Raw genomic sequence first — 13,695 nt, 5'->3', positions numbered from 1 at the left:
TCTTAAAAAAAGCGAGTTTTCACCGCCCTTGAATACTTGTAAAGCAAGAAAGACTCAAATCCCAGATCTATTCTCAAATAAGCATTCATAATCAATTTACAATATGTGTAAATCTTGTAAAATTTATTAAACAAAAAGTTGACAGTAGTTGTAAATATTTCTCTATATAAAAGAGTTTTTTTGTAAACAGGTATTTACAATTCTGTAAATTATTCAAAAAAACGTACTATCAATAAGATAGTACGTTAATATGGCTATGATTTTGCTTTGTTTTTAGAAATGCTTCTAGACTTTCCTTCTAAGTAAACCATCAAAATAGAAATATCTGCTGGATTGACACCCGAAATACGGCTGGCTTGACCAATCGTTTCTGGATTGATTTTCTTGAACTTCTGACGCGCCTCTGTCGCAATCGAGTCAATATCATCCCAGTCAATATTGGCTGGAATCCGCTTTTCTTCCATACGTTTCATCTTCTCAACCTGATCAAGAGCTTTAGAAATATAGCCTTCGTACTTAATCTCTGTCTCAATTAGCTCGATAATCTTTTCATCCAATTCTTCTGCCGCTGGACCAATGAATTGAACCACATCTTGATAAGACACTTCCGGTCGCCGCATAAATTCTTTGGCTGTCACTGCATCTGTCAGAGCTTTAAAGCCAAGCGCTTCTATCTTAGCATTGGTTTCCTTGACAGGTTTCAATTTGATGGATTCCAAGCGCTTCATCTCGTTGTCAAATTGATTCTTTTTAATCTCGAAACGAGCCCAGCGCTCATCATCTACCAGACCAATTTCTCGGCCAATCTCTGTCAAACGCATATCAGCATTGTCATGGCGGAGAATCAAACGGTACTCCGCTCGGCTAGTCAAGAGTCGATAGGGTTCTACAGTCCCCTTGGTCACCAAATCATCAATCATGACTCCAATGTAACCATCACTACGCTTCAAGATCAACTCTGGCTTACCTTGGATCTTCAAGGCCGCATTAATCCCAGCAATAATCCCTTGACCAGCGGCTTCTTCATAACCAGAAGTCCCATTGGTCTGACCTGCTGTAAAGAGCCCTGAAATTTTCTTAGTTTCCAAGGTTGCCCGCAACTGGTGAGGCATAATCATATCGTACTCAATGGCATAGCCTGTCCGCATCATCTCAGCATTTTCTAAACCTTTGATAGAGTGAACCAAGTCCTTCTGTACATCTTCTGGCAGACTAGTTGACAGCCCCTGCACATAAACTTCTTCCGTATCACGACCCTCAGGCTCTAAGAAAAGCTGGTGGCGTTCCTTATCCGCAAAACGGACGATCTTATCCTCAATAGATGGACAATAGCGAGGCCCTACTCCTTTAACGATACCTGAAAACATAGGAGCCCGGTGCAGGTTATTTTGGATAATTTCATGACTTTCTGCATTGGTATAAGTCAACCAGCAAGGCACTTGATCTTTCACATAGTCTTCATCACGAGATGTGTATGAAAAATGATTGGCCTTTTCATCACCTGGCTGAATCTCGGTCACATCATAATTGATCGATGATGCCTTAACACGTGGAGGCGTTCCAGTTTTAAAACGGCCAATTTCAAAGCCTAGATCCCGCAGGTTATCTGCTAAAGGAATGGCTGCCAAGCTATGGTTTGGACCAGATGAATACTTGAGATCACCAATGATAATTTCTCCCCGCAAAGCTGTTCCAGTTGTAACAATGACAGCTTTAGCTGCATATTCCTGTTGCGTCGCTGTTTTAACACCAATTACTTTACCATCTTCAACCAAGATTTCATTAATCATGGTTTGTCGCAAAGTCAAATTTTCTTGATTTTCAACAGTCTTGCGCATTTCTTTAGAATAGAGCTCTTTATCTGCCTGCGCCCGAAGAGCCCGAACTGCAGGTCCCTTACCCGTGTTGAGCATTTTCATCTGAATATAGCTCTTATCGATATTCTTAGCCATCTCCCCGCCCAAAGCATCTACTTCACGGACAACAATGCCTTTTGCAGACCCTCCAATAGATGGATTACAAGGCATAAAAGCCAGCATCTCAATATTGATAGTTGCTAGCAGAACTTTACATCCCATGCGACTGGCAGCCAGAGAAGCTTCTACCCCAGCATGCCCCGCTCCAATCACGATAACATCATAACTTTCAGTAAAATTGTGTGTCATTTCTTTTTCCTTCATTTTTTCACCAAAAAAGGCCAAGTCTCTAGAAGTGCAGGGCAAAAAAGCCTGCAACATCCATGAGCTTTGACCATCATAGGTATTGCTTATCTTATTTTAGCAAATTATGTTGAATTGTCAATCTAAAGCAACTAAGATTGGCGAATCGCTTCAAAAGCTTCTTTATCAATCTCGACAGATTCAGAGAATGCGTCTAGAACAATCCCTCTTAATGGAAATCTCCCTCTGCCTTCAACTGCAAACAAACAATCTGTGACAGGCAGTTGCAACCAAGAAAAGCGATCATAGTATTCTTTTGGAATCTCTTGCTCGTTTGAGAAACAGGGATAGAAATAATCATCTCCCTTTTGCAGAATATCGGGTTTTAGGCGAACACCTTCTTGACCTTCACTTTCATCTATCAGATAAGCATTGAAGGGAACCCAAACCTTAGATTGCTTTAATACCTTAAATAATGCCTCTATAGATTCTGTCGTTTTTTCATGCAAATACTGCTTCTTGTAGTCAGAAAGAGTTTCAAGTCTGTCCTTCTTATCAGTCTTTTTCTTAAAAAATTGAAACATTCTCGTTCCTCTTGTAGTTACTTAAATGTACTGCAAGACTTGACCATTCTTATAAGCTCTGTCAATCAAGCCACCACCTAAACACTCTTCTCCATCATAGAAAACGACTGCTTGGCCTGGAGTAACTGCCCTTTGTGGTTGATCGAAGTTGACAACAGCCTTGTCACCCTTTACAGTAACTGTCACCTTGGAATCAGGCTGACGATAACGGAACTTAGCTGTACATTCCATAGTAAATTCTTCCGGCATTTCTTTCGTGAAATGAACCTGACTAGCGTCAAGGCTGGTTGACATTAAATGGTCATGATAGAATCCTTGACCAACATAAAGAATATTTTGGCTAAGATCTTTTCCGACCACAAACCAAGGTTCATTATCACCACCCTGCTGACCACCGATCCCAAGACCACCTCGCTGGCCAATGGTATAATACATGAGTCCTGCGTGCTGACCCATATCTCGGCCATCCATTGTCATCATGCGACCAGGCTGGGCTGGTAAATATTGACTCAGAAATTCTTTGAAATTCTTCTCACCAATGAAGCAAATACCAGTCGAATCTTTTTTCTTAGCAGTGGCTAAGCCGGCTCTTTCAGCAATCGCCCGAACTTCTGGCTTTTCTAAATGACCCAGAGGAAACATAGTTTTCTGAAGTTGTTCCTGTGATAGTTGGCTCAAGAAGTAGGTCTGATCCTTATTGTTATCCTTGCCACGTAACATATGGACCAAGCCATCTTGGTCTCTCTTCACCTGAGCATAGTGACCCGTTGCAACGTAATCTGCACCCAGTGTCAAGGCATAGTCAAGGAAGGCTTTAAACTTGATTTCCTTGTTACACATGACATCTGGATTTGGAGTCCTACCAGCGCGGTATTCCGCCAAGAAGTATTCAAAAACGCGATCCCAGTACTCTTTCTCAAAGTTGACAGAGTAGTAAGGAATGCCAATCTGGTCTGCAACAGCTGCTACATCTTTGTAGTCTTCTGTGGCCGTGCAGACACCAAATTCATCTGTGTCGTCCCAGTTTTTCATGAAGATACCAATTACATCGTAACCTTGCTCTTTCAAGAGTAAAGCAGTTACTGATGAATCGACACCTCCGCTCATACCAACGACGACACGAATCTTAGAGTTATCACTCATTGTGTTCTCCCATCTTTTCGTTATTTCACGATTGAAGGTCGTGCTGTGCTTTCAACGATTGAAGGTCGCTTGAGCAAGGTCTATTATAGCATGATTTAGCAAGGAGAACAACGAATAACCTTTGCTCAATCTGATGAGCTTTATAAGTTGTCAAGTAAATTTACAGTATTGTAAATACCTTGATGCAAAATATCATATTCCAAACAAAAATGTACTAATAATTATAAAAAAGGAACTAGAATGCAAATTCCAGTCCCTCTAAACATATTTCTAAATAAAGTTTTAATACCAGCCATTTGCTAACCAGAAATTTTTAGCAGCCGACCATGAGCCATAGCGACCTGCTACATAAGCATCCGCTGTCTTCTCTTGATTTTCTGGTGATAAATCTCCATTTAGATAGGTGATAGTCAACTGATAGCGACCATAGTATTGCCCATTTTGCGCTGTATAACTGCCGCTAGACTCTTTTTGAGCAATCCACTCCTTAGCTTCTGCATCCTCAGCACTCAAGCCAGAACTTGGTCTCGCCACTGTTTCTTCAGTCTTATCTGATTTTTCAACAGTCATTTGCTCAGACACATTATCGTCCAGCTCTAAAATCTGACCAACACTAATCAGATTGATATTGCTAATCTTGTTTTTTTGCGCAATCTTGTCAATAGTCGTCTGATGAGAAACAGCAATCGCTGACAAGGTGTCACCTGACTTGACAGTATAACTTTCTGCATTGGCTACAATCGGAAGCAAAACAGCAGCTCCTGCCATCAAACTGAGCAAGCCTGCTCGCATCATTCTACTTTTAAAATACAAATTCATGTTTAGAATTCTCCTTTTCTGTGATATATCTATCCTAAAGCAAAAGTATTACAGAACCTTATTACTTTGATGAATTATATTACAGACTATTGAAGAACTTGTAAAAACAGACCTATATTCTAAAGTTTTTTGATGGATGTAAAGGCTATACTGAACTCTCCCTATGTTTTTTGCTCCATTTAAATCGAACTCTATCATAGAAGAAAAATAAAACTATTCCTAAAATGAAAGCTGCAGTTCCTTCCTTTAATCCCCTTGGAACAAATGATAAGGTAACTCTACCTGCTCCTCTGCTCACATCGAGTTTCATAAAACCATTCTGCGCACGTTTTAACGGTACCTTCTTGCCATCTACACTAGCTGTCCAGCCCTTATCATAAGGAATGGTGAAGAAGAGAGAACTATCTCTATCCGCATGATAATCAACCGTTACCGTATTAGATTTTGTCGTCACAGAAACTTCTTGTTCTTTCAATTTACTTATGAGTTGCTGATATTTGTTTACATCCACAGAGAAAAACTCTGGTTGCTTAAAAGAAACAGTTCGATTCTCTGGAAAAGAAAATTGAATAGAAACCGTCTGTGCTTCATTAAAGTAGCCAATATTCAAAAATGTAAAAACATTATGGGTCGGGTAACGATTCGTGATTCCATTTACAGTGATATTGACATCCGTTTGATTATCGTTTGAAAAATCAAGATCTGAAAGGTTGGCATAGACTTGACTACCTGCAGGCACATCAATTGTGTAAGTACGGCTAGCATAGCTTAATTGAGCGTCATTTTCGATGCTTGCAGTTACTTTCCCTTCAGTTTCTTCCTCATTAGCAGCTATAGAAATTCGCTCATAATATTTATGCTTCAATCCTGATAATTGATTTAAAAAGGCAGTCTGATTGTCAAGCGTCAAATTAGTGAACTTGACATCTTTGTAAACATCATTGGTTAAGAAAGCTAAGCCCAAAGCATAATTATTTTCATACAGTGTCATTGACCGCTCAGTCTTCTCTGCAGAAAAACCAAATTTCTGTGGATCTTTTTCAGACAAATTATACTTTACAGCAAAGATACTATCCATCAAAATAGTATTATTTTGATAGCGGAGATTGAGATTAGTTCCTGCCGATTTAAAACCTAATTTATCTAAAGTCGAGCTTGCTTGCGTGTTTCTGACTGATGAGAATTGAGAAATTCCATTATAATTAAATTTCATACTGTCATTCCCAGTCTGAGGATCAAGCCTCTCTGTTCGAAAGAAATCTCTGTTTTCTTTCTTACTATAATTGACAAGACTGTCAATTTCGTTCATCTTTTTCGAATAGGACGAACGACTTGCAAAGACCCATTCTTTAGCAATTCCATCAACCTGATAATAAGAGTTTAAGGTAAGCTCAAAAATCACAAAAAACAGTAAAGATAGTGTAAACATACTCTGCCTAACGTGACATCGAATAAAAGCAAAGCAGATTAAAAGATAGGCAAAGAAGAACTCTAATGTAAAAATATAATTTTCAGGACCAAGAAAATCATAGTGTTTTCTATAGTACAAAGTGGCTAGAAAACCAAAAGAAATGAGCAGAAAGCTAAGGAATACTTGTCTCCACTTAACTTCCTCCAAACGATTGAGCGTTTCTGCAGCCATCAAAATGACAAGAAGACAAAAGAGCCAAGAATAGCGATGTAAAAACATATTTGGCGCATGCATTCCTTGCCAAAGCAAATCCAAATACTGCAGTCGAAAACTCACTATAAAAATACCAATCAAGAAAATGTAGGCCAGTTTCACTCGAAGCTTAATACTTTTTATCGTGAAAAATAAGATACTTAAAATGAGAGGAAATAGGCCAACATAAATCATAGGAATGGATCCATACTTAGTCGTATCAAAACTTCCTACAAAATTTTTAGCAAAAACATCTAAGTACCAACTTTTTTCAGTAAACAAGTCTTCAACCTTTGTCAAGGTTTCACCATGTGAACTCAGATCTAAATAAGTCGGCAAAATCATAATTAGACTAGTAAGGCCTGCTAATATTGACACGATAGCAAAATCAGGGAGAGACTGAATCCTGACCTTAAAGTCCCAAGAAAGCTGAACAAGGTACCAAAGAACTAAAAACAGGGCCATCATATAACCAAAATAATAATTTTGGATAAAGAGGATTGACAAGCTTGTAAAGTACAAAAATCTCCCTTGTCCATTCATCAACTTGTGTAAACCAAATATGATAAGAGGTACCAGTATAAATACATCTAACCAAGTTTTTATTTCTAGTTGACTAACTGAGAAACTCATCAAGGCAAAGGAAGTTGACAGAATCAAGATTAGTGTTTCTGGAATTCTTTTAAAGATCCCTTTAATACTGATACAAGTTGTCAAGCCAATCAAGCCAAACTTAATAAGAGTAAACAAGTAGACCGCATCCGGCATTGATTTTAAATCGAAAAAGTAGACGAAGGGAGAAAGGAAACTTCCTAGATAATAGCTGGAGAGAGCATAAAAATTTTGCCCTAATCCACTCGAAAATGTGTAAAAAAGACTATCCGTTCCATGAAGGATATTTCTCAATGTCGTATCAAATACGACATATTGATGGAAGCCGTCTCCAAGAAGCGGCGAAATATCGCTACCCCAGTAAATACCTTGACTCAGATAAATAAAAAACATAATGAGAAAAGGTAAGATGAAGGAAGCAAAATAAAGCCAATTTTTCTTAAAAAAATATCTGATTTTTTCCATGTTTCTTATAGAGAAAGAGGCCGAAACGTTGTTTCATGCCTCTGTAAACTTATGTCAACTTATGTTGACAACTTATTAATCTTTCCAAAGTTCTTTGACTTTTGCCTGAACTTCTTGATTTTCCAAAAATTCATCATATGTCTCGTCAATGCGGTCAATCACACCATTTTTTGAGAGAACGATGATATGGTTGGCCAAGGTTTGAATAAACTCATGGTCATGGCTGGCAAAAATGATCGACTCTTTAAAGTTCTTCAAACCATCATTAAGACTAGAAATAGATTCCAAATCCAAGTGATTGGTTGGATCGTCCAAGACCAAAACATTCGATTTGAGAAGCATCAGTTTAGACAACATAACTCGAACTTTTTCTCCACCTGACAAGACGTTGACAGACTTGTTAACCTCATCGCCAGAGAAAAGCATCCGACCTAAGAAACCTCGAAGGAAGGTATTATCGTCTTCTTCTTTACTAGCAAATTGACGAAGCCAGTCAAGAATAGATTCACCGCCCGCAAAGTCACGAGAATTATCTTTTGGCAAATAAGAACGACTGGTTGTAACGCCCCACTTGACAGTTCCTTCATAGTCAATATCTCCCATCAAGGCACGAATCAGGGCAGTTGTCTGGATATCATTTTGTCCAATCAAAGCTGTCTTATCGCCGGGACGCAGGATAAAGCTGATATTGTCAAGAATAGTCTCACCGTCAATCTTGACAGAAAGATTTTCTACTGTCAAGAGATCATTCCCGATTTCCCGTTCCGCTTTAAAGCTGATAAATGGATATTTTCGGCTTGACGGAACAATTTCTTCCAATTCAATCTTATCCAGCATCTTTTTACGAGATGTTGCCTGTTTAGACTTAGAAGCATTGGCAGAGAAGCGAGCCACAAACTCTTGCAATTGCTTGATTTTTTCTTCCGCCTTAGCATTTCGGTCAGCGAGCAACTTAGCTGCCAATTCACTTGATTCTTTCCAGAAATCATAGTTTCCGACATAAAGTTTGATCTTACCAAAATCAAGGTCAGCCATATGCGTACAAACTTTATTTAAGAAGTGACGGTCGTGGGATACGACAATAACTGTATTCTCAAAATCAATCAAGAAATCTTCCAACCAAGTGATAGACTGGATATCCAAACCATTGGTCGGCTCGTCTAGAAGCAAGACATCAGGTTTACCAAAAAGAGCCTTGGCAAGAAGAACCTTGACCTTGTCGCCGTTTGTCAATTCACTCATATTTTGATAGTGCAAGTCTTCTGGAATGTTGAGGTTTTGCAGCAATTGAGACGCTTCGCTTTCAGCTTCCCAGCCACCCAACTCAGCAAATTCACCTTCCAGCTCAGCTGCTCGAACTCCATCTTCGTCAGAGAAGTCAGGCTTCATATAAATAGCATCTTTCTCTTTCATGATGCTATAAAGGTGCTCGTTCCCCATGATAACAACATCAATGACCCGCTCATCCTCATAGTCAAAATGATTTTGACGCAAAACAGAGAGTCGCTCATCTGGCCCCAAAGAAATATGGCCTGTCGTCGGCTCAATATCTCCAGCTAAAATTTTCAAAAAGGTGGACTTACCCGCACCATTCGCCCCAATTAGGCCATAAGTGTTTCCTTCTGTAAATTTAATATTTACTTCATCAAATAATTTTCGATCACTGAAACGCAGTGACACATCAGATACTGTAAGCAATAATTTTCTCCTATATATGTAATCTCTTCCATTTTACTAGAAAATTCTTCTTTTTTCAAATTATTATAGGACAAAAAACTATTTTAAGAGATAAATATGCCGTAAATCTTGTAAATATACTGTAAACATATTGTCAAGTAATTGCTTTTTAAACTGCGTTTCTTCTTTTTTCTTCTAGCTTCTTCCGCATTTCCTTTGAAAATGATATAATGAGAGCAACACTAATTGAGGAGCAAGCAATGACAAAACCCATTATTTTAACCGGAGACCGTCCGACTGGAAAATTACATATTGGTCATTATGTCGGAAGTCTACGTAACCGTGTCCTTTTACAAAATCAAGACAAGTATGAGATGTTTGTTTTTCTGGCGGATCAACAAGCTCTGACAGACCATGCAAAAGATCCACAAACAATTGTAGAATCCATTGGCAATGTAGCCTTAGACTATCTGGCAGCTGGACTGGATCCCCAAAAAGCAACTATTTTCATCCAGAGTCAAATTCCAGAGTTGGCAGAACTGTCAATGTATTACATGAATTTGGTGTCTTTAGCTCGTTTAGAGCGCAATCCGACTGTCAAGACAGAAATTGCTCAGAAGGGTTTTGGAGAAAGTATCCCAACTGGATTTTTGGTTTATCCTATCTCTCAAGCTGCTGACATTACAGCCTTTAAGGCAAATTATGTACCTGTCGGAAATGATCAAAAACCAATGATTGAGCAGACACGTGAAATTGTTCGTTCTTTCAATCATGCCTATAGCTGTGAGGTTTTGGTGGAGCCTGAAGGGATTTATCCAGAAAATGAAGCAGCTGGGCGTTTACCAGGGCTTGATGGTAATGCTAAAATGTCAAAATCATTAAACAATGGGATTTATCTAGCGGATGACATGGATACACTCAAGAAAAAGGTCATGAGTATGTACACCGATCCCGACCACATCAAAGTTGAAGATCCAGGAAAAATCGAAGGTAATATGGTATTCCATTATCTGGATGTTTTTGGTCGACCAGAAGATGCTGCTGAAATTACAGCTATGAAAGAACACTACCAACGTGGTGGTCTGGGTGATGTCAAAACTAAACGCTATCTCCTGGATATTTTAGAGCGGGAATTAGGACCAATCAGAGAGCGTCGACTTGAGTTTGCAAAAGACATGGGACAAGTCTATGACATGCTGAAAGAAGGCAGTGATCGTGCTCGACAAGTTGCTGGACAAACCCTGTCAGAAGTCAAAAATGCAATGGGAATTAATTACTTTAAATAACGAACAATAATAGCAGATTATATCAAAAACCATCGTCTTTTACCTTCAAAAGAGATGGTTTTTAATTTCTGCATAATAATCATTGACAAATGCCTATAGAATGGTATGATATTAACAATAAAAAGACGAGCCTTGCTCAATATATAAGAAAAGAGGAAACTGTGGATGTCTAACTGGGACACTAAATTTTTGAAAAAAGGTTTTACCTTTGATGACGTATTGCTTATTCCAGCTGAAAGTCACGTGTTGCCAAATGATGCTGATTTAAGTACAAAACTTGCTGAGAATTTAAAATTAAATATCCCAATTATTACTGCGGCTATGGATACAGTTACCGAAAGTCAAATGGCGATCGCCATTGCCCGTGCCGGCGGTCTAGGTGTCATCCACAAAAATATGTCTATTGCACAGCAGGCTGATGAAGTTCGTAAGGTAAAACGTTCTGAAAATGGTGTCATTATCGATCCATTCTTCCTGACTCCTAATCATACAATTGCTGAAGCAGATGAATTGATGGGGCGCTACCGCATTAGTGGGGTTCCAGTGGTTGAAACGATGGAAAATCGTAAATTAGTCGGTATCTTAACCAACCGCGATTTGCGCTTTATTTCAGATTACAATCAACCAATTTTCAACCACATGACCAGTGAAAATCTTGTTACAGCTCCAGTCGGAACTGATCTAACAACGGCTGAAAGAATCTTGCAAGAACACCGGATTGAAAAGCTACCTTTAGTGGATGAAAACGGTCGACTTTCTGGCCTCATCACCATTAAAGATATTGAAAAAGTGATTGAATTTCCAAATGCAGCAAAAGATGAATTTGGTCGTCTGCTAGTTGCTGGTGCGGTAGGTGTAACTTCAGATACTTTTGAGCGTGCAGAAGCCCTCTTCGAAGCGGGAGCAGATGCCATTGTTATTGATACAGCCCATGGCCATTCAGCTGGCGTTCTACGTAAAATTGCTGAAATTCGTGCTCACTTCCCAGATCGCACTTTGATTGCCGGAAATATTGCAACTGCTGAAGGTGCACGCGCCCTCTTTGATGCCGGTGTTGATGTAGTAAAAGTCGGAATTGGACCAGGATCTATCTGTACAACTCGTGTCATTGCTGGTGTTGGTGTCCCACAAGTAACAGCAATCTACGATGCAGCTGCAGTTGCGCGTGAATATGGAAAAACCATCATTGCTGATGGAGGCATCAAGTACTCAGGTGATATCGTCAAAGCGCTTGCTGCAGGTGGAAATGCAGTTATGCTTGGTTCCATGTTTGCTGGAACAGACGAAGCACCAGGTGAAACTGAAATCTTCCAAGGACGTAAATTTAAAACTTACCGTGGAATGGGCTCTATCGCAGCTATGAAGAAAGGCTCTAGCGATCGCTACTTCCAAGGTTCTGTCAATGAAGCGAATAAGCTAGTTCCAGAAGGAATTGAAGGCCGTGTGGCATACAAGGGAGCGGCTGCAGATATCGTTTTCCAAATGTTGGGCGGTATCCGTTCTGGTATGGGATATGTCGGTGCAGCTAACCTGCAAGAACTTCGTGAAAATGCTCAATTTATTGAGATGAGTGGTGCTGGTTTGAAAGAAAGTCATCCTCACGATGTACAAATCACCAATGAAGCTCCAAACTACTCTGTCCAATAGAATTATAAAGAAAAACAACCTTGTCAAGGGATTGACAAGGTTGTTTTTCTAATTTACAAAGTTGTAAAATATGTTTACAATTTATTGACTAATATGTAAAGTTAACATTCTCTTTTTTCTTTATTACACCCTGACTTATCTGAAAAATATTAATATCTTCTGGTAGATTATGTAAGTGATCTAAGCTAGTTGTCGTGATGAAGGTCTGGATATTTTGAGAGATAGTTTCTAGCAATTTTAATTGACGTATATTGTCAAGTTCGCTCATTACATCGTCAAGCAATAATATTGGTGTATCTTTCGTAAGGTTTTCGATTAATTTAATTTCAGCTAACTTGAGAGATAGGACAACACTACGGTGCTGGCCTTGGCTACCAAATCCAGCATCCATATCATTGATAAAAAAGTTGATATCATCTCGGTGAGGTCCAACACCAGTATTTTTTTTGAAAAGGTCTCGTCTACGACTTTCTGATAAGGCTGCTCGAAAAGAAGCTTCCAAATCTTCGAGACATGAAAACGGAACAGAGGATAAATACTTGATTGTCAACTTTTCTTTCCCTTGAGAAATATCGCTGTGACTTTCCTGAGCAAAACCTTCTAGCTTTTCAATAAAGTCTAAGCGATGTTGCATGACACGACAACCAAAATCAATCAATTGTTCATCTAAGACAGAGAGAAAGGTTTCATCTACCTTATCATTAGCCTTAAGATAGGCATTTCTTTGCTTGAGTACATGATTATAGTTAGACAAGTCAGAAAGATAGATGGGCTTGATTTGCCCAAGCTCAATATCAATGAATTTTCGGCGCAGAGCAGGGGCACCTTTAATGAGCTGTAAATCTTCTGGAGCAAATAAGACAACGTTGACAACCCCTATATAATCGGATAGTTTCCCTTGTTTTAAATGATTTATTTTGGTGATTCTCCCCTTTGGTGTCAACTCGATGTCAAGCGGGATTTTACCCGCTGTTTTTTCAATGATTCCTGAAATTTGAAGATTTTTCTCTTGGAAATGAATTAAATCCTTATCGGTTCGGGTACGGTGACTGCGAGTAAGGGCTAAAAAATAGATGGCTTCTAGAATATTGGTTTTCCCCTGTGCATTTTGTCCCAGAAAGATATTAAGGCCAGGATCAAAATCAACCTCTGCAGACTGGTAATTACGAAAATGTTTAATTTTCAGCGTTTTTAACCACATGGCTTAGGTTCCTGGAAAACGAACAGGGGCTTTTTTACTTTTCTGCTCGGGCTTTCTTTTCTTCTGTTCTTTTTTGGTTGGTTGAGATTTTTTCAAGTCCTTATTCATGGCTTTAACCAAGTCTGCCACTCTTTTTTTCTCTGCTTGCTCCACTTGATGTTCAAGGATCTCCTCCTGACTTGGGGCAAGGAGGACAATCTCCAGTTCTTGGTCTGGAAGAAAGACGACATCTCCAATTCTAAGTTTTTTTCCTCGTCTATTTTCCAGTTCACCGTTAAAAAAGACCCGATTATCCCCTAAAAAGGACTTGATTGCTCCGCCACTTTGAATGATACCAACTTCTTTTAAGAGAGCCTGTAGAGTAATAAATTCGTCAAATAATTTGTATTCCATATTTCACCTCAATCCTTGTCATTATATCATAATTTAAGCGGAAACT

General features: G+C 39.1%; 10 protein-coding genes. 2 read left to right on the top strand and 8 right to left on the bottom strand.

Annotated elements, in window-relative coordinates; all coding sequences use genetic code 11:
• Nucleotides 1-254 precede the first annotated feature (254 nt).
• From mnmG to D8791_RS00195, 6 genes are all read right to left on the bottom strand, one after another.
• A complete protein-coding gene (mnmG, locus tag D8791_RS00220; protein WP_037586116.1) occupies nt 255-2,165 on the bottom strand; it encodes a tRNA uridine-5-carboxymethylaminomethyl(34) synthesis enzyme MnmG in 1,911 nt (636 codons plus the stop codon).
• Nucleotides 2,166-2,311: 146 nt separating this feature from the next.
• On the bottom strand, nt 2,312-2,743 hold the full coding sequence (locus D8791_RS00215) for an SseB family protein (protein WP_045499945.1): 432 nt from the start codon (nt 2,741-2,743) through the stop codon (nt 2,312-2,314).
• Between the two features lie 21 nt (nt 2,744-2,764).
• Entirely contained in the window at nt 2,765-3,886 is a 1,122-nt protein-coding gene (mnmA, locus tag D8791_RS00210) for a tRNA 2-thiouridine(34) synthase MnmA (protein ID WP_125445865.1), read from the bottom strand.
• 282 nt (nt 3,887-4,168) lie between these two features.
• Nucleotides 4,169-4,705, bottom strand: a complete 537-nt coding sequence (apf, locus tag D8791_RS00205; protein WP_125445864.1) for an aggregation-promoting factor — start codon at nt 4,703-4,705, stop codon at nt 4,169-4,171.
• Between the two features lie 145 nt (nt 4,706-4,850).
• Complete coding sequence (locus tag D8791_RS00200; protein WP_125445863.1) at nt 4,851-7,445, bottom strand: YfhO family protein; 2,595 nt, start codon at nt 7,443-7,445, stop codon at nt 4,851-4,853.
• A gap of 75 nt (nt 7,446-7,520) precedes the next feature.
• Nucleotides 7,521-9,143, bottom strand: a complete 1,623-nt coding sequence (locus tag D8791_RS00195; RefSeq protein WP_125445862.1) for an ATP-binding cassette domain-containing protein — start codon at nt 9,141-9,143, stop codon at nt 7,521-7,523.
• A gap of 239 nt (nt 9,144-9,382) precedes the next feature.
• Between D8791_RS00195 and trpS the strand changes: the two genes are divergently transcribed.
• Both trpS and guaB read left to right on the top strand, forming a co-directional pair.
• Nucleotides 9,383-10,408 carry a tryptophan--tRNA ligase gene (trpS, locus tag D8791_RS00190; protein WP_125445861.1) on the top strand — a complete coding sequence of 342 codons (1,026 nt, stop codon included), beginning with the start codon at nt 9,383-9,385 and terminating at the stop codon, nt 10,406-10,408.
• Nucleotides 10,409-10,573: 165 nt separating this feature from the next.
• Nucleotides 10,574-12,055 (top strand): IMP dehydrogenase, encoded by a 1,482-nt coding sequence (gene guaB, locus D8791_RS00185; RefSeq protein WP_125445860.1) that lies wholly within the window; start codon nt 10,574-10,576, stop codon nt 12,053-12,055.
• Between the two features lie 88 nt (nt 12,056-12,143).
• On the opposite strand, the gene recF is transcribed toward guaB, so the two are convergent.
• Nucleotides 12,144-13,256: a DNA replication/repair protein RecF gene (gene recF, locus D8791_RS00180; protein ID WP_125445859.1), complete on the bottom strand. Its 1,113-nt coding sequence runs from the start codon at nt 13,254-13,256 to the stop codon at nt 12,144-12,146.
• A 3-nt stretch (nt 13,257-13,259) separates the two neighbouring features.
• Nucleotides 13,260-13,649 carry a S4 domain-containing protein YaaA gene (yaaA, locus tag D8791_RS00175; RefSeq protein WP_125445858.1) on the bottom strand — a complete coding sequence of 130 codons (390 nt, stop codon included), beginning with the start codon at nt 13,647-13,649 and terminating at the stop codon, nt 13,260-13,262.
• Between the last annotated feature and the right edge of the window lie 46 nt (nt 13,650-13,695).

Origin of the sequence: Streptococcus cristatus (assembly GCF_003943515.1) — a bacterium.
GTDB classification, from domain to species: domain Bacteria; phylum Bacillota; class Bacilli; order Lactobacillales; family Streptococcaceae; genus Streptococcus; species Streptococcus cristatus_D.
This window is presented reverse-complemented; position numbering and strand designations above follow the sequence as displayed.